The organism is Butyrivibrio sp. X503 (assembly GCF_003625475.1).
Lineage (GTDB): Bacteria > Bacillota > Clostridia > Lachnospirales > Lachnospiraceae > Butyrivibrio.
On record NZ_RAIQ01000004.1, the window covers coordinates 303,507 to 325,033 of the forward strand.

Annotated in this window: 32 protein-coding genes; 2 read left to right on the forward strand and 30 right to left on the reverse strand. The window is 39.4% G+C overall.

The window, feature by feature from the left end; translation table 11 throughout:
• Positions 1 to 15: 15 nt before the first annotated feature.
• A complete protein-coding gene (locus D6853_RS09265; RefSeq protein WP_330542027.1) occupies positions 16 to 492 on the forward strand; it encodes a GNAT family N-acetyltransferase in 477 nt (158 codons plus the stop codon).
• Positions 493 to 825: 333 nt separating this feature from the next.
• Here D6853_RS09265 and D6853_RS09270 read toward each other — a convergent pair whose 3' ends face one another.
• The 8 genes from D6853_RS09270 to D6853_RS09305 form a co-directional block, all read right to left on the reverse strand.
• On the reverse strand, positions 826 to 1,569 hold the full coding sequence (locus D6853_RS09270; protein WP_120657724.1) for a hypothetical protein: 744 nt from the start codon (positions 1,567 to 1,569) through the stop codon (positions 826 to 828).
• Positions 1,570 to 2,119: 550 nt separating this feature from the next.
• A complete protein-coding gene (locus tag D6853_RS09275) occupies positions 2,120 to 2,455 on the reverse strand; it encodes an ATP-binding protein (RefSeq protein WP_330542029.1) in 336 nt (111 codons plus the stop codon).
• A gap of 38 nt (positions 2,456 to 2,493) precedes the next feature.
• The gene (gene rsgA, locus D6853_RS09280; protein ID WP_158588709.1) at positions 2,494 to 4,080 is read right to left on the reverse strand and encodes a ribosome small subunit-dependent GTPase A; all 1,587 of its coding nucleotides are present in this window, start codon (positions 4,078 to 4,080) and stop codon (positions 2,494 to 2,496) included.
• Positions 4,081 to 4,443: 363 nt separating this feature from the next.
• A complete protein-coding gene (locus D6853_RS09285; RefSeq protein ID WP_120657727.1) occupies positions 4,444 to 4,746 on the reverse strand; it encodes a flavodoxin family protein in 303 nt (100 codons plus the stop codon).
• A 25-nt stretch (positions 4,747 to 4,771) separates the two neighbouring features.
• Complete coding sequence (locus D6853_RS09290; RefSeq protein ID WP_120657728.1) at positions 4,772 to 5,596, reverse strand: ornithine carbamoyltransferase; 825 nt, start codon at positions 5,594 to 5,596, stop codon at positions 4,772 to 4,774.
• A 49-nt stretch (positions 5,597 to 5,645) separates the two neighbouring features.
• Entirely contained in the window at positions 5,646 to 6,086 is a 441-nt protein-coding gene (locus tag D6853_RS09295) for a GNAT family N-acetyltransferase (protein ID WP_120657729.1), read from the reverse strand.
• A 109-nt stretch (positions 6,087 to 6,195) separates the two neighbouring features.
• Positions 6,196 to 6,828, reverse strand: coding sequence for a helix-turn-helix domain-containing protein (locus tag D6853_RS09300; protein WP_120657730.1), 633 nt, complete (start codon positions 6,826 to 6,828; stop codon positions 6,196 to 6,198).
• Positions 6,829 to 6,967: 139 nt separating this feature from the next.
• Positions 6,968 to 7,129 (reverse strand): hypothetical protein, encoded by a 162-nt coding sequence (locus D6853_RS09305; RefSeq protein WP_243108324.1) that lies wholly within the window; start codon positions 7,127 to 7,129, stop codon positions 6,968 to 6,970.
• 205 nt (positions 7,130 to 7,334) lie between these two features.
• On the opposite strand from D6853_RS09305, the gene D6853_RS09310 reads away from it, so the two are divergent.
• Positions 7,335 to 9,074 (forward strand): S41 family peptidase, encoded by a 1,740-nt coding sequence (locus tag D6853_RS09310; RefSeq protein ID WP_120657731.1) that lies wholly within the window; start codon positions 7,335 to 7,337, stop codon positions 9,072 to 9,074.
• Positions 9,075 to 9,170: 96 nt separating this feature from the next.
• Here the strand turns inward: D6853_RS09310 and D6853_RS09315 are convergent, their stop codons facing one another.
• The 22 genes from D6853_RS09315 to D6853_RS09415 form a co-directional block, all read right to left on the reverse strand.
• A complete protein-coding gene (locus tag D6853_RS09315) occupies positions 9,171 to 9,782 on the reverse strand; it encodes a CPBP family intramembrane glutamic endopeptidase (protein WP_120657732.1) in 612 nt (203 codons plus the stop codon).
• 91 nt (positions 9,783 to 9,873) lie between these two features.
• A complete protein-coding gene (locus D6853_RS09320; protein ID WP_243108325.1) occupies positions 9,874 to 10,383 on the reverse strand; it encodes a GNAT family N-acetyltransferase in 510 nt (169 codons plus the stop codon).
• Positions 10,370 to 10,837 (reverse strand): C-GCAxxG-C-C family protein, encoded by a 468-nt coding sequence (locus D6853_RS09325; protein ID WP_120657733.1) that lies wholly within the window; start codon positions 10,835 to 10,837, stop codon positions 10,370 to 10,372. Before D6853_RS09325 ends, D6853_RS09320 begins: the two co-directional genes overlap by 14 nt.
• Positions 10,838 to 11,126: 289 nt before the next feature.
• A complete protein-coding gene (locus D6853_RS09330) occupies positions 11,127 to 11,381 on the reverse strand; it encodes a hypothetical protein (protein WP_243108326.1) in 255 nt (84 codons plus the stop codon).
• On the reverse strand, positions 11,345 to 11,803 hold the full coding sequence (locus D6853_RS09335; protein ID WP_243108327.1) for a hypothetical protein: 459 nt from the start codon (positions 11,801 to 11,803) through the stop codon (positions 11,345 to 11,347). The genes D6853_RS09330 and D6853_RS09335 overlap by 37 nt, the downstream gene beginning before the upstream one ends.
• Positions 11,804 to 11,976: 173 nt before the next feature.
• Positions 11,977 to 12,666: a Type 1 glutamine amidotransferase-like domain-containing protein gene (locus D6853_RS09340; RefSeq protein ID WP_120657734.1), complete on the reverse strand. Its 690-nt coding sequence runs from the start codon at positions 12,664 to 12,666 to the stop codon at positions 11,977 to 11,979.
• A gap of 24 nt (positions 12,667 to 12,690) precedes the next feature.
• On the reverse strand, positions 12,691 to 13,116 hold the full coding sequence (locus D6853_RS09345) for a GNAT family N-acetyltransferase (RefSeq protein WP_330542036.1): 426 nt from the start codon (positions 13,114 to 13,116) through the stop codon (positions 12,691 to 12,693).
• 39 nt (positions 13,117 to 13,155) lie between these two features.
• Positions 13,156 to 13,677, reverse strand: coding sequence for an AAA family ATPase (locus tag D6853_RS09350; RefSeq protein WP_120657736.1), 522 nt, complete (start codon positions 13,675 to 13,677; stop codon positions 13,156 to 13,158).
• Between the two features lie 59 nt (positions 13,678 to 13,736).
• Positions 13,737 to 14,471: a flavin reductase family protein gene (locus D6853_RS09355; protein WP_120657737.1), complete on the reverse strand. Its 735-nt coding sequence runs from the start codon at positions 14,469 to 14,471 to the stop codon at positions 13,737 to 13,739.
• Between the two features lie 7 nt (positions 14,472 to 14,478).
• Entirely contained in the window at positions 14,479 to 14,952 is a 474-nt protein-coding gene (locus D6853_RS09360) for a GNAT family N-acetyltransferase (protein ID WP_120657738.1), read from the reverse strand.
• A gap of 118 nt (positions 14,953 to 15,070) precedes the next feature.
• On the reverse strand, positions 15,071 to 15,514 hold the full coding sequence (locus tag D6853_RS09365) for a GNAT family N-acetyltransferase (protein WP_120657739.1): 444 nt from the start codon (positions 15,512 to 15,514) through the stop codon (positions 15,071 to 15,073).
• A 37-nt stretch (positions 15,515 to 15,551) separates the two neighbouring features.
• Positions 15,552 to 15,911 (reverse strand): TrmO family methyltransferase domain-containing protein, encoded by a 360-nt coding sequence (locus D6853_RS09370; protein ID WP_120657740.1) that lies wholly within the window; start codon positions 15,909 to 15,911, stop codon positions 15,552 to 15,554.
• A 29-nt stretch (positions 15,912 to 15,940) separates the two neighbouring features.
• Positions 15,941 to 16,195 carry a TIGR04076 family protein gene (locus D6853_RS09375; RefSeq protein WP_158588710.1) on the reverse strand — a complete coding sequence of 85 codons (255 nt, stop codon included), beginning with the start codon at positions 16,193 to 16,195 and terminating at the stop codon, positions 15,941 to 15,943.
• A gap of 26 nt (positions 16,196 to 16,221) precedes the next feature.
• On the reverse strand, positions 16,222 to 16,833 hold the full coding sequence (locus D6853_RS09380; RefSeq protein ID WP_120657742.1) for a class I SAM-dependent methyltransferase: 612 nt from the start codon (positions 16,831 to 16,833) through the stop codon (positions 16,222 to 16,224).
• A complete protein-coding gene (locus D6853_RS09385) occupies positions 16,823 to 17,209 on the reverse strand; it encodes a DUF3795 domain-containing protein (RefSeq protein WP_120657743.1) in 387 nt (128 codons plus the stop codon). The genes D6853_RS09380 and D6853_RS09385 overlap by 11 nt, the downstream gene beginning before the upstream one ends.
• A 30-nt stretch (positions 17,210 to 17,239) precedes the next feature.
• Complete coding sequence (locus tag D6853_RS09390) at positions 17,240 to 17,710, reverse strand: GNAT family N-acetyltransferase (RefSeq protein ID WP_120657744.1); 471 nt, start codon at positions 17,708 to 17,710, stop codon at positions 17,240 to 17,242.
• A gap of 23 nt (positions 17,711 to 17,733) precedes the next feature.
• Positions 17,734 to 18,255, reverse strand: a complete 522-nt coding sequence (locus tag D6853_RS09395; RefSeq protein ID WP_120657745.1) for an HAD domain-containing protein — start codon at positions 18,253 to 18,255, stop codon at positions 17,734 to 17,736.
• 82 nt (positions 18,256 to 18,337) lie between these two features.
• A complete protein-coding gene (locus tag D6853_RS09400) occupies positions 18,338 to 19,009 on the reverse strand; it encodes a methyltransferase family protein (protein ID WP_120657746.1) in 672 nt (223 codons plus the stop codon).
• A gap of 14 nt (positions 19,010 to 19,023) precedes the next feature.
• Complete coding sequence (locus D6853_RS15290) at positions 19,024 to 19,182, reverse strand: hypothetical protein (RefSeq protein ID WP_158588711.1); 159 nt, start codon at positions 19,180 to 19,182, stop codon at positions 19,024 to 19,026.
• A gap of 33 nt (positions 19,183 to 19,215) precedes the next feature.
• Positions 19,216 to 20,061 carry a nucleotidyl transferase AbiEii/AbiGii toxin family protein gene (locus D6853_RS09405; protein ID WP_243108328.1) on the reverse strand — a complete coding sequence of 282 codons (846 nt, stop codon included), beginning with the start codon at positions 20,059 to 20,061 and terminating at the stop codon, positions 19,216 to 19,218.
• Positions 20,061 to 20,657, reverse strand: coding sequence for a type IV toxin-antitoxin system AbiEi family antitoxin domain-containing protein (locus D6853_RS09410; protein WP_120657747.1), 597 nt, complete (start codon positions 20,655 to 20,657; stop codon positions 20,061 to 20,063). The genes D6853_RS09405 and D6853_RS09410 overlap by 1 nt, the downstream gene beginning before the upstream one ends.
• 239 nt (positions 20,658 to 20,896) lie before the next feature.
• The gene (locus D6853_RS09415; RefSeq protein ID WP_120657748.1) at positions 20,897 to 21,481 is read right to left on the reverse strand and encodes a DUF1349 domain-containing protein; all 585 of its coding nucleotides are present in this window, start codon (positions 21,479 to 21,481) and stop codon (positions 20,897 to 20,899) included.
• Between the last annotated feature and the right edge of the window lie 46 nt (positions 21,482 to 21,527).

The window sequence follows — 21,527 nt, forward strand, 5'->3', positions numbered from 1 at the left end:
ACGGAGGAAACTGTTGTGATACGAGAAATGCTTGATACGGATTGGTCCAGAGTAGCTGAAATTTATAAACAAGGAGTCGAGAGCGGCATCGCCACCTTCAATACCGAGTGCCCCAGCTTTGACGAATGGAACAAAAGTCATATCAAAGAATGCAGATATGTCTATGAAGAAGACGGTATGGTTGTTGGCTGGATATCAATAAGCCCAACCTCAAGCCGCTGCGTTTACAAGGGCGTCGCTGAAATGAGTGTTTACATTGATTCCGCACACAAGGGAAAAGGCATTGGCACAGCTCTTGTAAATCATCTCATCGAAGAGAGCCAGAAGCTTGGCTACTGGAGCATCTATTCCGCCATAATCTCAATCAACAAAGCCAGCATTGCTCTCCACAAGAAATGCGGTTTCAGAGAGATTGGCTACAGAGAGCGAATTGCCAAAGATATATTCGGAGAATGGCAGAACACGACTCTTATGGAATATAGAGCATCTTAAGAACACTGCGGTTTGTTTGGGGCGTAGTGGGGCCTCACTGTCCTGAGCTTTCTAGCTGGAATAATGTGTTTCTAGCTGGAATAATGTCTTTCTAGCTGGAATAATATCTTTCTAGCTGGAAAATGCCATGATCTCGAGATTTCTATATGCTTTCTACTGCTCTATTTCTTGTAGGAAGCATATAGTTTTTCGATAATCATGGCATTTATATGCCTTTTCACCTCCTGATCGCTCGCAAAAAGCATATAAAAATCCAAAAATCGCTGTTCCTATATGCTTCCCACCCTATCCATTTTAAATATTTCATATCGAGTTTTTCCTAAATCAATCAATTCACAAAAACTCATGCTGTTGTATATCATTTATTATGTTCCCAAAACAGTTTGTAAAAATGATCGTTCTCCTCACTTCGTTGTCGTCATCAAATGACACATGAAATGTCTTTTTACCAACCTTTTCTATTCTGGGATTCTTAAGCTCTGAAAAAGCATACATGGCATTATCTGCATTAACACGCATTAACCCGGCATTTTCAAAAGAATCCGCCATGAATTTTTCAACTCGGCTTAAAGTAGTATAATAATCAACTTTGTCAGGATTTTGCTCTTTATAATTTATTACTTCCTCCAAGCCTTCAAAAAAAGCTTGTGGATTTTTCCTTCGTTCCATGACTTCAGCTGCATAGGTAAGATTTTGTTTAGCCGCTTTGATATTATCCGGCAACGCAGCCATTTGCGCCGCTGAACCTGCCGGTGCATAAAAAGTGCCGCTAGATCCGCCTTCTACCAGCTTCTTTTTTGTATCATGCAACTGAATCGCATATAATCGACGATCTTTTACAATAAATGCAGTGGACTTCGACATATTATGTCTCTGATTCATTATTATAAAAAAAATTGTCGGTACTAAAATCATCAAAGCAAATTCTATTGGAACCGGTATATATAAAAATAACCTAAAAGGCCCAATATGCACCGCCCATGGAACAATCACAATACCCATCAAAGCAAAGCATAGCCATGGGTTATTCGTCCATAAATTATCTTTTGAAGTTTTCATGTAAATACGATCATCCATATTAAGATCAAATCTCTCCTTTTATCTCGCTTTACTTAGTACACAGCTTCCGCACCTATAATGTTGCATTCTATTATATTTAGATTAATAGTTGTTCTAACTAAAAAATGCCATGATTTCGAGATATTTATATGCTTTCTATCGCACTATTACTTGCAAGAAGCATATAGTTTTTCAATAACCACAGTTCCTATATGCTTCCCAGCCCCAAACCGCTCGCAAAAAGCACACAAAACCCCAAAACCACTGTTCAATCCGTATCATATCCAAGTATTGAACCTGCTCCGCAAAGGCCGAGCCATCCGTCCTTATCCCAAAGAGCCTCTCTGTTCCGGAATGTTGATTGTATTTAATGTTCTATCGACATCAACATATAATAATAGTATCTCCTGATATTCCAAAATCTGAATTTTCCGGTATTTCAGAAAGAATAATAGTATCTACCGCTCTTGCTTCTATGGGATTAAACAGGATTATTGCCATAGCCGTCATTAGTAAGAAGTGATGCTTACATTATTATCTGTTTTCTTTCTCTTTTCATCATATACCCTTAAAAATATACCTCACATCTAAAGTATCCATCTTTTTCCGAGCAGAACCTTATCTTGTACCTGTACTTCCGGGCAACCTGCTTGACCACGCGGATGCCAAGGCCGTGTTCCGGAAGATAATCGGACTTAAGCTTGGCATTAAGGGCTTTTAGCTTGGTATCGTCGCACCCCTGCCCATCATCGGAGACAGTCAGCACTGCCCTACCTTTTGGTTCCTGCTTTAGGGAAACCGTCACATTGCAGCCATTCTCATTATGCGCAACGGAGTTTGTGATCAGATTCTCTATCATCCTCTTCACCAAAGTGTTGTCCGCATTTATAGTGTATATTATCACATTTCAGTCAAATAGACCATTGGTCCCGGAGAGTCGATTCAGTACCGGAAATTGTTGTTATCCTTAAATTTCTTGGCAGCCTTGGCCCACTTGGAAATCTCTTTTTTCTTAGCGTAGTTGTTTCTGTTCTCCTGCCCCAAAGATTTATATAGCATGTATCTGTCGGGATCAAGCTCTCCTCTTTCAATAGCTGCCTTAATAGCGCATCCGGGCTCGGTTTCATGTTTGCAGTCGCTGAACCTGCACTGACTTTCCAGCTCTATGATATCCGAAAAGGTGCCATCAAGTCCCTCTTCAACCTGAGCCATTCCCAGCTCCCTCATACCGGGTGTATCAATGATAGAGACTCCGTTGCCCGGCATGATAAGCTGCCTGTGAGTAGTTGTGTGTCTTCCTGTTGAATCAGAAGCCCTGACTTCTGAAGTCTTCATTATCTCCTCGCCGCAAATGGCATTTAATAGCGTTGACTTTCCTGCGCCTGAGGAGCCCATGAAGCAGATGGTTGTTCCGGGAATCAGATACTCATCAAGTTCTTCCAGACCAATTCCATAAATAGCTGAGATAGCATGGACTCTGACTTTATCTGAAATTGTTCCTACTTCTCTTATATATCTTCCTGTATTATTACACAGGTCAGATTTGGTAAGGACCACCACAGGGATTGAATCTCCCTGAAGAACAACACTGACGTATCTGGCTATTCGGTTATAGCTGTAGTCTTCATTTAGTGATGTGACAATAAAGGTGTAGTCCACATTTGCGACCATATACTGCATGGTGCCTGTCTTGGCCTGGTCGGGTCTTGTCAGGAAGCTGCTTCTTTCACATACAGACAGGATCATTGAATCCCCTATTGGGTTATAAGCAAATATGACATAGTCTCCCACAACCGGAAGCTTATCGGGACTTTCGTTGTAAAAAGAGCCTTTGAGCTTCGCCGGGATATCTTTTTCAAAAAATCTTATCGTATAGCTGTTCTTCTGAATCTCGGAAATCCTTCCAAGTCTCTCCTTATGAAGCCACTGGCATGAAAGCTTGAGAGGCTTGTAGTACGGGAAGTTCTTGGTATACTCTTCAATCTCTTTCTCATCTTCACACTCCTCAAATACAGGCGCCTCGTAGAATTTGCCGTGGATATCTTTAAAGCCGTCATTTAACGGATAAGCCATGAAGGCATCAAAGTTGCCGTCATCTCCGTGCTCGATCCCAAAATTATCGCAGGTGATAAAGCCGTGCTTAGGATAATAATCCGGTTCCCCGCACATCACGATGCCCATATAACCTGCTGCCTTGGAAGCGTTTGCAACTTCCGCAAGAAGCTTTCCGCCAATGCCCATGCTAAAGCATGTCGGCTCTACTGCCACAGGTCCGATGCACAGAACCTCGTGCTCTGTATCACCGTCAACAACTCTTGCTTTTGAAACAAAGACCGCACCGACGATCTGTCCATCCATCTCTGCCACTCTGCTAAGATCGGGAAGATACTCTTTTGCCTCCCTTAGCTTATGCACCATCAGGTGCTCATTACATCCGGGTCCGTGAATGTTCCAGAATGCTCTCATTACCATGTGTTCTGTGTTATAAAAATCTTCTTTTGTTTCTTTTCTTATAGTTAAATTATTCATTGCTGTTTTTTTCTCCATTTATCTGTGTTTTCAATAGTGTCTTTTCCCTAAAAAGGGCATAAAAATACCGCGACAAAACAAGCCACGGTCGAAGTTGCAAATATAGAATAGAACTAGTCTAATATATCAAAATAGGCATACCGAGGCCATCATTCTATATTCAGTTACAATCTCTATTCTCATTGCACTCATTATTATGATTACCTCGCTTTCCTCTTTATTTTTGTATCTTATATCTAAATCGAGTGTAACACTGCTGTTTTTCAGCGTCAACTGTCAATTGTATATCCTTCATCCCCCAAGAACCTTTAGTGCTCTTTCAAAGTTCCTTTTCCTTCGCATAATCCGATTTATCAAATGCTCTTACAAAAATCTATCTATAAATGCCTTGAACTGTCCTGGGACGTCTGCCCAGTATGATGGTGCAACCGATACGATCACATCTGCCTGCTCAAACTCATTCATCAGTTTATCCACATCATCATGCTGAACGCATTCCGCAGTCGTATGGCAGCTTCTGCAGCCTTTGCAAAATGAAAAAGAATAATCTGCAATGCATACGGATCTTGAATCATATCTATGAGCTAACCCTTCCGAGACTATATTAACGATTTCTGCAGTAGCACCTGTTTTGACAGGACTACAGTTAATGATCAAAGCTCTCATATCTCTCCTCTAAAGCCACATATTATCAGTCCGACAAACAATAGATCAGTATTGCTTGCTGTATTTTCAAAAGGCTCTCCTTAAACTCATATCCGACAAAGAAATCAGCATCGATCACATCCTCAGATACCTCTTCACCACGATAGAAGGGCGGACATGGATTAAGGACTGCGCCTATGTTTGCCTGCTTCATAATATCTTTTGTGATCTGATATGGTCCAAAGTCCTTAAGACTATCCTGCGGAAAAGAATCTGTGCAGACAATATCTTTTCCTCTTATACCATCTTGTAGATCACTGTTAAATTTAACACCCGGAATCTTGTATTCATCAGGGCAGCACTGAGTCAAAGAAAAGCCAAAAGCTTCAGACGCTTCTTTCCATGCCTTTCCTATATTCCCATTTACTCCGACAAATAAATACTCATCATCAAGATAGCTTGTCCTTATCTTGGAAAGAGCATAAAGATCTGACATCATCTCGCAGGGATGATTATCATCGGTCAAAGCATTTACAACAGGAACATCCATTGCATCAGACATTTTATCGAGCATTTTGATGTCTTTGTATCTCACAACAACAGCATCTGCCCAGTTTTGAAGATAGCCACACACATCTTTGATATCTTCTTTTTTATCAAGCGTGGACGGGTCAAACAATATTGATTGGCCGCCAAGAAGATATATCCCCTTTTCAAAAGAGACTCTGGTCCTTATGCTACTAGCCGGGAAAAACATCACAACAGTTTTGCCTTTCAGAAATCCGGGATACTTCTCGATGTTATCAGCTATATCAAAAATCTTCAGAAGTTCATCTGATTTAAAATCAGTAAGTCTTATAAATGAACGCATTGTTCCTCCATAAACAAGATGTATAGTTCCCCTTTAATGTGTGTTTATCTTATTCAAGTCGCATATCAAACGCCTTTTTTGAATCCCCGTTAAATCCTTTGCTTTCGTAAAAATGATGTGCCTCTTCTCGTGCAATACCGCTCTGAAGAATAACTTTATAGCAGTTCTTTTCTTTGGCAAAAGAAATAGCCATATCAATGACCTTCGATGCCAATCCCCTATTTCTGTAGTCTTTATCAGTTATTACATTTTCTACAATACAGATGCCCCTGTTGTTTCTGGTAAGATTGGGTATATAGACCGCAAAGCAGGTGGATACTACCTTGCCGTTATCAATAGCTCCAAAATACCGGATATTGGGATCACCCTCAATTTCATTCCAGACTCTTTTGCTGTCATCTACAGCTGCCGGCTCATCCTCCGGTTGAAGCTGTTTGTATAATTCCAAAAGCGACTCAAGATCTGCCTGCGCCAGCCTTCTAAATTCCATTGAAATCCTCCTTAAGGTCTATAGTCATAAAGCTCTCTCTTTGCCGTATCCATAATATCCTTCTTCATGCGGACAGGGTTAGTGGTTCATTTTATGTATATAGTGCAATTTACCATATTCCTTCTCCATCGCCAAGGATAATAGATCTGATATTCTCTTCAATCTCCGATTGATCGAGCCCTTGCTGAATCAGCGGCTGAATAACCTCTCTACTCTCTCTTGTATGCGGGAGCTGGGAAGCCAGCTTATTAGCTGTATCTTCTCGTCCTGCCTTGAGGTATAGGAAGCACAGCGCCGCACGCATAGTCGCTTTCTGCCTTTCGTTTTGTGATATAGGAAGCCCTCTTTCCATCAGCTCTATAGCTTCTTCAGTTTCACCCTTTAACGCAAGTGTACTTGCAAGTCCAAGAATCATTCCGGGTTTATTGGGATATATCAGTAGGGCTTCTCGATAGGTCTTTTCCGCCATATCCAGATCCCCGCTTCGCTGATAGCCTATTGCCTTCTTATGAATATTGAGGCGTGTCTCCTCCGCGCGGATAGTGTCCATCCCAAGAAGCAGATCAACGCTTGTCTCAAATACATTGGCTAGCGCGGGGAGAAGTGTTATGTCCGGGTAAGACTCCCCTCTTTCCCACTTTGAAACGCTCTGCGCCGTAATTCCAAGATATTCTGCCACATCTTCCTGCGTCAGTTCTTTTTGCATCCTGTACTTCTTAAGGTTTGCAGGTAAATACATCATAGTTGTCCCTCCGGTGTTAGAATTTGGCAAAAGCTTCTGCCATGTAATCTTCAGAACGTTCTATGACCATGATACCATGTGCGGAGATAAATCCAATGGCGTAGTGGTTGAGTTTATATCAACAGGCCCGCAGCACCTTTTATTCCTCCGAAAGGTCTTTTTCCTCATAAGGCTTGTTCCAGGAGCCGATCTCCATGTGGCCGTTAAAACCTTTAATGTACTCATATTTGCGTCTTGTCATCTTCTCAAAGTCGTTGCGACCGTATAGAAGGAAAAGAGTTCCATCCTTCACAAGATACACATTGGAAGTGTCCTCCTTATTTAAATAATAAAATAACACATCCCCGTCCCCTAGGCTCATTTTTGTGTTGACAAACCGGACGAGAGAGTTTATTATTACCACTACAAACATAGTATTGCTATCGTAGTACGTCTAGCGCAGTATTATGCCGGAAAGCCGCTACAGACGCTACTAAAATGAATCAATAGATTACGAGGAGAGTTATATGATAAAAAAAGTATTTGGCACTTTACTTGCCCAATTTATGACGATAAATAGAGTTCAGATTGTTTGGCACCTTGCGATCCTGGCTATGCTGATCATCCTCAGGATACTGCATAAGAGATGGCGGAATGATTATTACAAAATGAGCTTATGGAAACTGCTCTGCCTTATTCCCCCTGTTATTGCCGGCATACACTTCCTTATATACGTACGCGGCTATCTTCCGCTTTTGAGTGACTACAAATTTATGTATTTGTCTGCAGTCAGCTCGCTTATTCTTTTCCCTTTTGCAAGAAGAAAGATCGGATATAAGGCTGCTAACGTATTATTGGGATTAGCTTCCGCTGCCTGCATTATTATCAGTCTTACTTCTTCACCTTTTCACACATACAATTTCGCGAATGACAGCTATACCAAATCTTTCCACAAGATGATCGCTACCATGGACAAGTCCTATGTCCTCAAGGAATGGAAGGAAGTTGATTTTGCTTCTCTTGAAGATAAATATATGCCTCTTGTAAAAGAAGCTGAAAAAGAACATGATCCCGCCAAATTCTATAAAGCAGTTGACGCATTCGGAAAGGAACTGCACGATGGTCATGTTTGGGTAAATTATGATTTCGATGAAGAACAATATCCTATCACAGAAGATACACATGAATATGGGCTTGCCACAGTGCGTGTTGATAACGGACAGGTCATCGCAGTAGCTACCTCACCCGAAGTTAACAAGCTCGGAATAGAAGACGGAACAGTTATTACCAAATGGGACAATATGCCTATTGATGTTGCGGTAAAAGAGAATGTTCCCGATCAGGGAATGCCCGTAGAACGCAATGATCAGTTTCTCTCATATATGGAAGTTTCAAGGACCGGAGGCGATACTGTTGATGTAATTTTTTTGGATAAGGATGGAAAAGAAAAAGCTGTCACATTAAAGGATCTTGGTGAAGAAGATACTCTTAAAAATGTATACAGCACTCTTTTTCGCGGATGGGGATATATAGCTACGGAAGGCTTTGAAAAATTGGTTAAAGACAACTTCAGCACCAAGATGCTAAGCGACAAAGTAGGTTACATCAAACTAAATGCAGAGATAACATCACTTGATAGCACTGAAGATAACATGGGATATATGACAGGAGACCACAAGTGGGCAAGAGAAATGTTCCGCAAAAAGCTTCGAGATCTCAAAGCTCAGGGAATGGAGCAACTTGTAATAGATATGCGTGCCAACGGAGGCGGCTATGACGAGATTGGAATGGCATTGGGAGATCTTTTGACCACAGAACATTTCTACGGCCAGGGTTTCGGATACCGCAAGAATGGCAAGTATATATGCACATCCCCGGATCACAGCATCAAAGGCGACGGTGAATTCGCATATCTCAATGCTGTGGTACTTACAAATCTGCGATGCTTAAGTGCAGGTGACGGAACTTGTTTATATCTATCCAGGCTCCCCAACGTGACCCTTGCGGGAATAACCGATCCCAACGGTTGTAATCAGGCTATAGGCGGCCAATGCATCTTGTCAGACGCAGAAGTCACATTGTCTTATCCCACTGAGCTCATGTTGAACGAAGAGGGTGTCCCCAACATTGACACAAGAGCCGACAGAGTAAGCCGTAATCCTGTGGAAGTACGCATTCCTTTCGACAAGGAAGCCGCTTTAAAAATACTCAGCGAAGGTGAAGATTACGAGCTTGAGTGGGCTGTTGACTACCTCGATAAGCAGTAAAAAGCAAGGCCCTAAGGGACGGGGGTAGTGGCCCATTTTGTTTTGGACCGCCAACCCTCCTTAGACAAACTTGAATTTGTGCGATTAACTTCAAAGTTATAGTGCTATCGTCGCCACTATGACATTAATCGTTCCATGCAAAAACCAGCTTGGAATAATGCTCCCACCAAATTTTTTTTCGTTCATCCATCCCTGGAACCACCCAAAAGCACCGGGTAGTATAGTCATTATTATAGTCACAGGTATATTGTGTGTTGCTAAACCAAAAGGAATTCCGTGCATCATGCCAAATAGGGTTGCCTGTATGATATTGCCGGTGATGAACCCAAACTTTTCTCCAAAACGTTTTAATAAAAAACCCCTGAAGACTATTTCTTCGGATAATCCAGTACGGATAAAGCCATATGCCAATACAGCCGGAAATGCAGCAAATCCTTTGCCGGCAAAGTCTCTGCCTGCGGTGGTCACCCCTTCAGGAAGAAACCGGATTGCAAATGACGTTAATCCTATATACAGTCCAGTAGCAATAAGGATTGCACATGCTGTTCCCCACCATTTCCCTTCATGCTTGATCTTTTTTATTCCTATCCACTTAAAAAAGTTCTGTTTTCTCCTGACAAATATCAGCCAAAAGATCAGGGGAATCAAAGAAAATAGCAATACCTGTACTAATGCGCCAACGAATTCATTAATAAACATTCCAAACATATCTCGCGTCTCTCCACTTCCATCGTCAATAAAACTGAAATATAATTTGCCTCGATAAATTGCGATTTGTCATACTCATTTATATAAAAAGTTATAATCTCTTCTGATACCACAATAGGTCATACCATCTGTTGAACTTCTTGCCAACAGCCTTCATATGAGCCACCTGTGTATATCCTTTGCTGAGATGAAACTTGCTGCTGTCATGTGTAAGATATTCATCCTCATCTTCGCATGAAGCAACTCCCGCCAAAAGATTAACGATTCCCTGCTCTTTAAGTCTTTTTTCTAATTCATTGTAAAGAAGAGTCCCTATACCTTTTCTACGATACTCCTTATCGACATAGATCGAGGTGGTTGCGGTCCAGTCGTATGCCTGCCTTGTGCTGTAAGCTCCAGCATAAGCATAGCCTACCACTTTCCCGTCATCAACGCAGACCAGATACGGATATTTTTCTGTTGTGCGCTTGATACGCATCACAAACTCATCTGCTGTTGGCGCCTCATATTCAAATGAGACTGCTGTATTCTCAACGTAATATGAATACATATCTGCCAGCCTCGGAGCATCGCTTATATGAACTTCCCTAATGCTTATCAACTCCGTCGTTCTCCATTTCTTTTATAATATCTTCAAGAATATCCACCGCACTTGCTACCATCTTTGGGCAGAAATCCACAAAAAGACCATCTTCTCTTGCTCTCTGTGCGCCTTCCGGTGTTGACACATCATATCCCAGCAGATCATTGCATATATACGATCCGTTAGCTTTCTCAAACCGCTCTATCATAAGATCATTGATTCTGTTTGATCTCTGCCGCTCACACTGATCTCCGATATGGCTTTGTCCATACAATAATCCCAAAACCATAAGAGCCCCGGTACAAGCTCCACAAACTTCGCCTTTACGCATACCGCTCCCAAAGCAGGATCCAAGTTTAAAGGCCTGTTCCTCCGATACTCCGCATTCCTCATGAAACGTCGCCAATACCGCTTGTGAACAGTGCATCTTTTGTGAGAAGTATTCTATTGCCTTATCACGTTTATTTTTCATATTCATTCCTCAAATGCTTAGCAAGTTATGTTAAAAGATAATTGTTTTATCAAATTGCGATTTATCTTCTACAAAATAATTACTAATGATTATATCCAATAAATAAGCGGCTTACAATCACTTTCATGGTTGCAAACCACTATAAATACTGGAAGTTCTCTCTTCAATAAATCCATTTTCTAGATAATATCTTTGTTTCATGGAAACTGACACTCACATCATCTTCCGATCCGTAGCAATACAAAACTTAAACCAAGAATTATTTCGTTGAGAAAAATAATCTTCCGAGTTAACGTTCTATGGCCATTTCCGTGCATTTCCATTCTTCGCCCAGAACCTCATAAGTCTCTATCTCATCAAGAATGACATCTTTGAATCCCGCTGCTTTATAGCAGTAATACGCTGATTCATTATTCTCAAAAACACCTAAAGACACTTTCTTTGCGCCATAAACATCAAATGCAGTAAACGCCATAAGTGAATCAACAAAGAGGAACTTTTCAGGTGTTATCTGAGATAACTTTCTATCGGACTGTTTGTCCATACCTGCGCTTCTATGTATCTCTCAGGCCCTTTTTCTCCATTAGCATTCCACTCTTGAGGCATACCATACTTCTCAACAACCGCTAAAATTTCTTCGTAAGTATATACTTTTTTTCTATACTCTTTACCATCATTTACTCTGGGGCTGAATGTCGGCATAGAATCACCGTATGTAAATGATACCTTTGCTGTATCGAAATCTTTTATCGAAATAGCTATTTCTCCAGGTTCTTCAAACCATGTATTTAGCCATGGACATGCTTCAACGACCATATAATGCGGAGAAGCAATATCCATGATAATACCCTTTTCTTTTGCCTTTTCCCGTACAATAGCTTCGCAGTTGCAACGCTTAACTATATAGTCCATATCCCTGTGCGAAGCAAAAGAATACGGTCGTTCCTTTTTTATTCTTTCGAGCACAGAACATGCCTCTTCCTTAGGAAGTGCTGTCAAGCTTCTAAACGGACCTGAACGTTTATCATAATAGTGATATAAATACACAGTCATTAAATCCTCTCTGCATTCGTTATTTATCCCGCAATATTGCGAGATAATGTACGATCATCATCTCGACAAACTGGAATTTGCGCATGTCATACAATACCACCATCGCTAATGACAAAATGCTCTCCCATTAATTCTTCCTTACCATCTTCAGAATATAGATAACTTCCGTCAGGGATTGCAATAAAAGTATGACCCATGCTATCCGGATATGTAATATCTTCAAAAAGTCTTTTACCATCTAAGAATCTGTCTTTTATATCTTGATAATGCGGAATGAGCTTGGTTTTTGTAAGTCCTAATCCCGTAATAAACCGCTTATAATCAGGATCTAATGATTCACCATCCAGCTCCGGCTGTGCATAAACTTCTTCCGCACTATTCATGCTTCCGGCACTAATTCCGAAAATCACGCCATCAAAATCCTCCAGGAGTTCCTTTAACCTTATCTCGCTAAAGAATCGATTTTGTGTTGGAACATGGCCTCCTCCCAAGATAATAAAATTGCTACTCTTTACCAACTTCGCAGCATCGTTTTGATTTCGTCTATCTAAAACTGTATAAGACTCAAACTCCATTCCTGAAATCTCTGCCGTGTATTTTATTCCAAATGAAAAACCATCTGTTTCATCATAATCATCCGGTGATGCAGTTATAAAAAGCCCCTTATTATACTTATGAATAGCCTTCTGCATTCGGCTGACAAATTCGTTTTCCGTGTTAAAAGGAAGTCCCCGTCCTGTGAAAGGGCTGCTTGTTAAAAATAGAATTTTGCTCATATATACATCTCCATAAACTTGAATTTATGTGTCTATTCTGATGATTTCAGCAAGAGCTTTGTTTCGATATACTAAATCATCACGGACGATAAAGCCCATTTTCTCCCAAAAGTCATTTCCAACTTCGTTTCTATCGAAAACAACCAACGCTGCCTTATTGATTCCATGTTTCTGTAATGCTTCCATAGCCGTATCTACAAGACTCTTTGCGATGCCTTGCTTTCTATATTGTGGATTTACTGCTGTATGATAAATATATCCTCTCCTACCGTCATTTCCAACAATAATCACACCAACAATATTGTTATCTACTTCTGCAACAAAACAAGTATCAGGATTCCTTTTGAGGAATTTTTCTATGCCTTCTATTGAATCATCAAGATTATTTAAACCCATTCCTGCACAGGACATCCACAACTTATACACTTTTTTATAATCATCAATTGTCATTAAACGTATACTCATATCCATCTCACAAACTTGAATTTGTTAGTCAATTAGTTGATCTAACGCTTTTTCATAATCTTCAGATATTATAATAATCTTTTCGCCTGCATGACTAAATGCATTAATGAACCAGCTGTTGCACTGCTTGAGTTCCTCTTTTGTACAGTCAGCTTCAATCATTCTAGATTCAATATCTGACTCATGCTTGATTATATTATCGTAATTGTTATCAATATAATCATCTGTCATGGCTAAACAGATAAATTCTATGCTTTCTAGATATGATGCATCAAAGTTCGCACGCCATGTGGGAGGAACATAGCAGCCTTCAACGATAAGATTTTGCTTGTTCTCAATGGCAGTCTTTATTATTTCTTTGATAATAGGCCAAAGATATTTAGTAAGTTCATCATCGTCACTAGGCGTAAGATTTGTATTCCCACTACGAATTAGTCCCATCTTCAGATGATCAATTGAAATGTATGGATACTTGTATTTTTCAAGTAACTTTTGAGCCAGAAGTGTTTTTCCTACATGGGAAGGACCTGTTATAATGATTACCATTTTCACCTCGTTAAACAAGAATTTATCACTGCTTTAGCATTGCGCTGCCTTGTATATGATCAATATTCGTAGGATTGATTTACTTTCCTAAGTGCAGCTACATAATCGCAGCCTTTTTCTTTCACATTTTCCGGATTTATAGGATAATGGACATTGTAAAGAATCCCTTTGTCTCCGAACATATCCTCTATATAATCCTTCTCTATATGCCCGCCTACAACTTCAAGGCAAATCATAACATGATCATCACCCGGTACGATTTCTTTCTCCCACAAATACTTGCACTCAAGGTTCATGAAACATTCAGCGACCATCGGCGCTTCTATCCATGAAGCTTTCTCCACAGTAAGCCCTGATGAAGTTATCTCATCTGCCTCGAGCTGATTATTCTGTATCGTCTTCATGCAGGCGTTGTATAAATCAGAAGACATGAAATTCAGCACTGCTGCCTTCTTTTCATTTAGGCTTTGGTAAAGATGTCCACACTTATTCACGCTGCATAGAATCACGTAATACCCGCACCCATGATTCGCACTCGTAAACCCTGCCCATGACTGCATCGTAGCATTGGGCTGTCCGTTAGATTTATATGTTGTGACAAGGAACATCGGCGTCGGGATTCCCATAATAAACTCTTTCCAATCAAAGCCGAAGTTTTTTGCAAATTCTCCGTATGTCCCCTTCATAGATTCCGGCATTTCTTTGTATTGGTATTTCATCTTTTTCCTTTCCTCCGTACTAAAATCAACATAAGAATCGACTTCAATTATCTCGACAACCTTGAATTTATCCATTTTTCCGTTACAATTCTTTCATCATGCATAGTGATTCTGGCATAGAAACATACGGACCATAGTTTTCAATTTTATTAAATCCTACTTTTCGATATACATGACACGACTCTTGCAGCAATTCTCCTGTTTCAAGAATCAATTTCTTGTATCCCAGTTCCTTCGCCCACTCAATTAATTGAAGAACCAGCTTGGTCCCTATTCCCTTTCCTTGAAATTCATCTCTGACATATACTCTTTTTAACTCGGTTGCATTATCGATATCACCATACTGATATTCTCTAATTGCTCCAGCGCCTGCGACTTTTCCATCAATATACGCAACCACAACCTCCTTGATATCATCGAGCCGATTATACTGTATATATTTATCTCTCTTAATAACTCTTCCTACGCGCCTATCTAAATCCATATCTAATAGTCGACAGTTCTCAATAAAGTCTATATTTGTTCCAGTGCATCTAATATATTCAATTTCAGCCATTTATACCCCCTCCTAAGTAGGAAAATCGAATTCTACCAAAATCCACAAATTCCGATTTGTCATCGTCTATAAAACTGGAATTTTATCTTTGTCATTTATATTACCAGATAAAAGGCTATCATAACGTTTTTTGAAACAACTGATCCTCAGTACCATATACGGTTTTGAAATCACCTATCTTTACGAAACCGTATTTCTCGTATAAGCCTTGTTCTCCGCTCATGATATAAATCTTTTCATAACCAATGGATCTGGCATAATCTGAGGCGACATTAATCATTCGTTCAGAAACTCTCTTTCCTCTGCTTTTTTCATCAACAAAAACAAATCCGATAAATGGTGTATATTGGGCATCATCCGGCAATTCGTCTTTATTAGCAAAAGTACAATATCCGATGATTTCATCTCCCTCACTGGCAACAAACACGCGCTCTGTTTCCGAGAATTCTTTGTTACGCATCATTTTGGCAAGATACGGTCCTGCCTTCCATGAGCAATTCTCCGCAAAGGAAATTGTATTTTCCCAAAACGGATGACCATATGTCATAACCGATATTTCCATATTTTCTCAAAATCCCCTACAAATAAAAATTCATGCATTAGAAATAGTGTTCCATCAATCGATCTACCCACTCGGGAACCGACGCATCTTTCTTATCATATACAGGATAGTACGGCTTTATATCCAAAACCGGAGTGCCATCTACGGCGTCGAGCCCTTTTACAACAAGCTTATCTTCTCTGTTCTGCGGTCTTCTTTGGAGGTGCTTATCCTTTTCAAATTTTGCTTTATCAAGATGATAAAGTATGATCACATGCGAAAAATCTTCAAGCCCTTTTAATCCGGAATAATACTGCTTTTCCAAAACGATTGAAGAAGTATCTTCTCCCCATGAAACATCTTTTCTGTCCTTTACTTCATTTCTAACGTAGCCAATAGATTTCATTTCAATTTTCATCCCGTCCACCTCAAATGTCGATCAATAAATCATTCCTCTATCTCAATATTAAACACAACAGTCTCACCGCAATCCGTGCATTGATATGGACCGCTCTTTAGATTTCCGCCTCTTCTGAAAGCATAAATAAAAGGATATATTGCCTGCATAGCCACCATGCAAACCCTATCACTGTTATCCTTATCAAGCTCACTACCTATAAATCGAATGATATCGCCGGGGTTGTATTTAGGGCAATGACTTTCAACAACTGTAACTTTTACTTTGTTATCTGTATAATCCATAGCCTGCATCCTCCTCAAATTACTCTTTAGACCTTTAGGATCCCGGAGCAATATGTCATTTTCTCAAAGCTTAGACCAGGAAATTCTGATCTTAATTCATCAACAACACAATATATTTCATCAGTATCCCATTTATCGCCGCATTTTTCTTTACACTCATTCAATTCACTACGGCTCTCAAAAACCACATCCCCGATCAGGATCTTGCCACCATCCTTCAGATGCTCAAGTAGTTCTTTTATAAAAAGAACCTTTTGCTCATCCGTTAAGTGGTGAATAGAATAAGTTGCAACAATGAAATCATAAGACTTTTGTTTAAGCGGTTCTACCAATCCTTGTGTGAAATCGCCCTGATAAAGATGAGCATCCGGCATCTTCTCAGAAGCCAGCTCGATCATTCTTGCCGAAAAATCCTGTCCATAAATAACGCATCCATTCTCATACAATTTTGTTGCCAGCGTGGCTGTTCCAAAACCTATATCAAGAACTTCCGCATTCGGTTTTTCCATTATTGTCTTATATATACTTCCCAGAATCTTTTTGTATCCAGCAAACGGATAAGTATTATCCTCATCTGATATCCCTACAGATTTATCATATCCATCTGCCCATAGATCAAATCCTTTATTATCTAACATGTCTACCTCTTCCGGTCTTTATAAATTGTATTAGTTCTTCAACATCATCAAAATCATCATAGTCACCGTTAATTCCTTCCCTATGATAAATCACTCCTGCTTTCTCATTTCTCTCAAGACAGTCCAGTAACTCTTTTTCTCCGAACCTCTTGATGAATAAAGAAAAACCATATGGTTTAATTTTAGACAAAAGACCTTTTTTACAATCCTTATCGCATTCATAGCAATGTCCCAGATTAAGATCCATAGAACATTTTCTGTTCTCACACCAAGCTTTGTCCGGACACTCGCCGGTGTCGCATCCACTACAATGATCATTTTCACTACATAAACAACAAGCCAAACCACATCGTGCTATACCTAATTCCCTTTTCATAATAACCTCCAATAATGATCAAATTTGAATTTATAGATCAAACATCATAAAATTCTCGTTATGCTTGAATCCATAAGCGGTGTACAGCTTCACCCCCATATCTGAAGCAGTAATGTGAACAGAGCTGCAGCCATAGTTTCTCGCTTCGCCTACGACACAATCCAAAAGTTTCTTCGCTATTCCCATACGACGGTACTTAGGATTAGTGTACATACTTGAAAGTAGCCCAAGTTTTCCTGACAGACATGTAAAATACGGTGGTTTTTCAACAAACGACATCCCACTAGTTCCAATTATCGTATCACCATCCATGGCTAACCATGACACAAAAGTGCCATCTTTCATATGCTTATGATAATAATCAAACAGTGCTAATTTAAGATTTACGTTTTCTGGGACTTTTTTCCCACTCGAAGCATACTCCTCTGTTAGCTGCTTAATTCGCATATCAACAAAGGTTTCTAGTTCCGCCTCTGTCAGTTTTTTGTATTTAATATCCATAACTCTCCTCCACAAACTCCGATTTATCGCGCAGGTTCCGATCTCTTGTTATTACTTAGTATATCCAAAGCTTTCTCTACATCAGTTTCTGTTAGGCCCTGCTCTGCATCAGTTCTTACCTGGTATTTTTCAACATCTGCGTTATGTAGCTCCAGATCATCCAAAACCACCCAGCTTTCAACGTCAGGATTATTCTTTAGCCACATCAAGATTTCGTCGGCCTTGATCTTGCTAAATTTCTTAGTCTTTCTGATTTCCTCAGTTGTAAGGTCCGGTGTCATTCCTGCAACAGACATACCCTCATTTCGTAGAAGCTCAACCAAATGACCGGCTTCCGGGCGTAAAGGTTTCAGATCTTCTCCGAACCAAAATCTCCATCCGGAATGAAGAATAATCGATGCGCCTGATTTTTTCACAAGCACAGATAGAAGCTTCACTTTTTCTGTATCAATATATTTTCCATTGCTTATTTCCTTCTGGTGTTCATTGTTCCAGAAGTTTGAATTCAGCACTCCATCAATATCTAGGAATATTATTTTCGCCAAGAGTTACTCCCTTTTTTCTGTTATGTCTAAATATGTTGCCGCCTGCGTTTGTGGATTATCAGCGCAAACCGGAATTCATCCCTTACCAAACAAACGGGATCACTTTATATTTTACTTTTGATTTGTATTCTTTATATCCCTCGAGCCCCTCTTCAAGGACCTTTTCTTCATTTCTCATTCTTTTTGAAATAATGGGAATATACGAGAGTAAGATCACAAATGAAAAGAGTGAACCAAGAACAATCCCCATTGAAATAAAAAGAAACAATGTAGCCGAATACATAGGATGACGAACTATACCGTATAAGCCCGTATCGATTACTTTTTGATTGTCCTGCACCTCTATTGTGCGAGACAAAAAAGTGTTTTCCCTAAGCACTTCAGCATACATAATATAAGCTAACAAAAACACCACTACTCCGATAATAACTGCCCATTTGGGAAGGATCATCCACTTAAACCGATAGTTTAGGCCCGCAACAATAAAAGCAGCAACAAACATTATGCCGCTAAGTGCCACGACGGTCTTCTGCTCTTTTTCCTCTTCTTTTGCATTAAGTCGCTTTTTCAGAAGATCAGGATTATTAAACATCATAACAATCCCTGCTACAAACATAGGAACAAACAAAATGACGATCATTAACCAGCCATTTGGATAATGTATCGTTCCTGCAGGTACAAAAAGAAGTAAGCCAAATAATATCAACCCGATCATTATTTTTGTTATCGCCTGCAAAAACAGTTTTTTTGTCATAACATTACTCCTTATCACTCGCTTAGATAAAAAGACGGCACAAGTTCATGACTGATATACTCTTTGCCGTATCGAAAACCTTTTTCCTTCTCTTTGTTTATATAATCCTTGAAAAGGTATTCTGAACAGAAAGTGTGCTCATCTATATACTTCTGTATTTTCTTGCTTATCATTTTATCCCTCACAAACCGGAATATATTAGTATCCTACATATTTGTTTTTAATGAAATCTCTTCTACCGTAGTAAGAGTTGAATCAAAATCAACCACACTAGCATACTTATTTGCTTTTTGATAATTAAGCCATAAAGTTCTTAAAGGATCATCTACTCTCATATCTTCGCATATTCCTTTCCAATCCTTAAGTTCCTCCTCGGAACCTCGCTTTCTGGCTGTTCTGTGAATAGCCTCTTCCAAAGTTTTGAAATCTATCATATTTGCATACATATGATAAAACATATGCAGATCATAAAAATCTCTTGCTCTTGAAGTACCAATATTTCTTCGAATAATTGTCTCGTATTTTTCAGCCAAGATTGTTTCTCGGTTATATGCAACCACCTCAATCACATCATCATCAAGAATTGTCTTATACTCATATTTTATAGCTCTTGGAGTGATTTCATCACCAGTCGTGATATCAATTTTCATTTTGTTAGCTATCTTACCATAATAAGCTGTAAAGTAAGCCCTAAAGTTATTATAATCATCATCTTCACGAATTGGCTCCAACTTTTCAAACTCAAATCTTATGCCATCACCAACATCTATTAGTAATATTTCCTTTATGATGTTACTAATTTCATCTTCATCCATATTAATTCCTTTAACCGTGGTATCCATATCCATCGTTGTTCGTTCCATTACACCCATCATGGATGAAATAAGCATTCCGCCTTTTAGAATAAAATTCCCGGAGTACTTCGAAGCGGATAATCTTTCCAGTACTCTCTCCAGCAAGAACATCTGCAATACTTCTTGAGATTGTAAACCTCGCTGAGTTGCAAAATGTCTTATCTGACCTTTTAACTGTTCCGGAGTGCGTTCTTTCACTATAAAACCTCCATGTATGTCCTGACTTTTGATTCAATATTAAATTGTCTGGCATACCTAACTATCTTTCTTGGATTACATTTGGAGGAAAAATACCCCTTCATTGCCTGCGTGTATATCTGATTATCAACAGTTTTTTTATCACGAATTAAGTCGCAGATACAACGCTCTAAATCGTATATCTTTACTTCATATCCCTGGGGAGTTACAGCATCAGTGATCCCTAAAAACCACAAATCTTTTTTGCAGTAGTGGAATCTCGTATTCTCATAATCTTTTTTTATACGAGAAACATTATCTCCCTGAGGAACTGTAATATCTAATTCATGCGGAACTCGATCTGAGAGTCCATGCAAAAATAAAGCAGTTCCATGTGAATAAATCATCTTAGGAGAACGATTCTGTATCATTCGATATTCATCAGGTTGATTATCAGCTAATACATAGTTTCCATGCGATTCCTTTACAATTAATCCCGCCACCAAAGCATGGTATAGTGCAAGTCTCGAAACTCCTTCATCACCCAATTTCTTAGCAGAAACAATTCCATCATTCGATTCTATAATCTTTTTCAGCGATTCAATTGAATATTCCATATATATCACCGCCTTTCATATCGTTCTTTAATTCTATCATATTAAAGAATGATTGTATATATATCATTCTTTAATAATTGTTTTTTAAAGAACAATATGCAATGTCCGCCTCTTTTTTGAAAAGTTAATAGTTGCTGCCAAAATAGTGAAAAAGACCAGCTACCTCTACCCAAGATAACTAGCCTTATGAAATGGTTTTATATCCTCAAATTCATATAACGATATCAAATATTAAATACTCATAAGTCTGATTTCTCGTTACCGTTACGAATATTCTTCAATGATATTCTTTTTAATTCTATATCTCTAAAGTAACGATCTCCGCCCTCGCCCATTGGAGACTGCGCCACAAGTCCAACCTTTATTGTGTCACCCATCGGAAGGTTGGTCAGGCGAGCCATTCTAAATTCTTTACCATCGATCGAGTAATGAATCCCAAACAAATTTCCTTTTCTGGCAAGCTGCAGCCAAACTTCATTTCCTTCGATGTCTACAGAATTTGCATCATCTGATCGTCCGTTTGTCATAACAGAAACTACAGAATGGGTGCCATAATCCGTATATTCGAAACATGCCTTTGCCCATAAACGCTCATTATCAAATGCAAATAACACGCAGGCATCATAGGTTGACACAAAGTCATGGGAAACTCTGGCTTTAAGAACAAAATCTCCCGTAACCTCCTCATAAAAGAATGGCGCATTAGCTACAGACTTATTACTGTCCGGATCTACAAAGAAATCACTGTTAGGCGTTGCAACAGCTTTTATACCATCTTCTATGATCTCATAATCACTTTCCAATATAGTCTTATTAAACTCCATAACCGTCTTCTACCTTGTAAACTTTATCCCATGTATTTTTTCTATT

Coding starts and splice junctions, on each gene's coding strand:
- D6853_RS09415 (WP_120657748.1), bottom strand. CDS start 21,481: ATGGAGTTTAATAAGACTATATTGGAAAGTGATTATGAGATCATAGAA.
- D6853_RS09355 (WP_120657737.1), bottom strand. CDS start 14,471: ATGGATAAATTCAAGGTTGTCGAGATAATTGAAGTCGATTCTTATGTT.
- D6853_RS09350 (WP_120657736.1), bottom strand. CDS start 13,677: ATGGTAATCATTATAACAGGTCCTTCCCATGTAGGAAAAACACTTCTG.
- D6853_RS09295 (WP_120657729.1), bottom strand. CDS start 6,086: ATGGAATTTAGAAGGCTGGCGCAGGCAGATCTTGAGTCGCTTTTGGAA.
- D6853_RS09315 (WP_120657732.1), bottom strand. CDS start 9,782: ATGTTTGGAATGTTTATTAATGAATTCGTTGGCGCATTAGTACAGGTA.
- rsgA (WP_158588709.1), bottom strand. CDS start 4,080: ATGAATAATTTAACTATAAGAAAAGAAACAAAAGAAGATTTTTATAAC.
- D6853_RS09290 (WP_120657728.1), bottom strand. CDS start 5,596: ATGCGTTCATTTATAAGACTTACTGATTTTAAATCAGATGAACTTCTG.
- D6853_RS09365 (WP_120657739.1), bottom strand. CDS start 15,514: ATGGAAATATCGGTTATGACATATGGTCATCCGTTTTGGGAAAATACA.
- D6853_RS09390 (WP_120657744.1), bottom strand. CDS start 17,710: ATGGATATTAAATACAAAAAACTGACAGAGGCGGAACTAGAAACCTTT.
- D6853_RS09375 (WP_158588710.1), bottom strand. CDS start 16,195: ATGGATTATACAGATAACAAAGTAAAAGTTACAGTTGTTGAAAGTCAT.
- D6853_RS09410 (WP_120657747.1), bottom strand. CDS start 20,657: ATGGAATATTCAATTGAATCGCTGAAAAAGATTATAGAATCGAATGAT.
- D6853_RS09340 (WP_120657734.1), bottom strand. CDS start 12,666: ATGAGCAAAATTCTATTTTTAACAAGCAGCCCTTTCACAGGACGGGGA.
- D6853_RS09300 (WP_120657730.1), bottom strand. CDS start 6,828: ATGATGTATTTACCTGCAAACCTTAAGAAGTACAGGATGCAAAAAGAA.
- D6853_RS09325 (WP_120657733.1), bottom strand. CDS start 10,837: ATGAAAAATAAACGTGATAAGGCAATAGAATACTTCTCACAAAAGATG.
- D6853_RS09380 (WP_120657742.1), bottom strand. CDS start 16,833: ATGTTAGATAATAAAGGATTTGATCTATGGGCAGATGGATATGATAAA.
- D6853_RS09345 (WP_330542036.1), bottom strand. CDS start 13,116: ATGACAATTGATGATTATAAAAAAGTGTATAAGTTGTGGATGTCCTGT.
- D6853_RS15290 (WP_158588711.1), bottom strand. CDS start 19,182: ATGATAAGCAAGAAAATACAGAAGTATATAGATGAGCACACTTTCTGT.
- D6853_RS09270 (WP_120657724.1), bottom strand. CDS start 1,569: ATGGATGATCGTATTTACATGAAAACTTCAAAAGATAATTTATGGACG.
- D6853_RS09330 (WP_243108326.1), bottom strand. CDS start 11,381: ATGGACAAACAGTCCGATAGAAAGTTATCTCAGATAACACCTGAAAAG.
- D6853_RS09310 (WP_120657731.1), top strand. CDS start 7,335: ATGATAAAAAAAGTATTTGGCACTTTACTTGCCCAATTTATGACGATA.
- D6853_RS09285 (WP_120657727.1), bottom strand. CDS start 4,746: ATGAGAGCTTTGATCATTAACTGTAGTCCTGTCAAAACAGGTGCTACT.
- D6853_RS09385 (WP_120657743.1), bottom strand. CDS start 17,209: ATGAAAAGGGAATTAGGTATAGCACGATGTGGTTTGGCTTGTTGTTTA.
- D6853_RS09360 (WP_120657738.1), bottom strand. CDS start 14,952: ATGGCTGAAATTGAATATATTAGATGCACTGGAACAAATATAGACTTT.
- D6853_RS09370 (WP_120657740.1), bottom strand. CDS start 15,911: ATGAAAATTGAAATGAAATCTATTGGCTACGTTAGAAATGAAGTAAAG.
- D6853_RS09400 (WP_120657746.1), bottom strand. CDS start 19,009: ATGACAAAAAAACTGTTTTTGCAGGCGATAACAAAAATAATGATCGGG.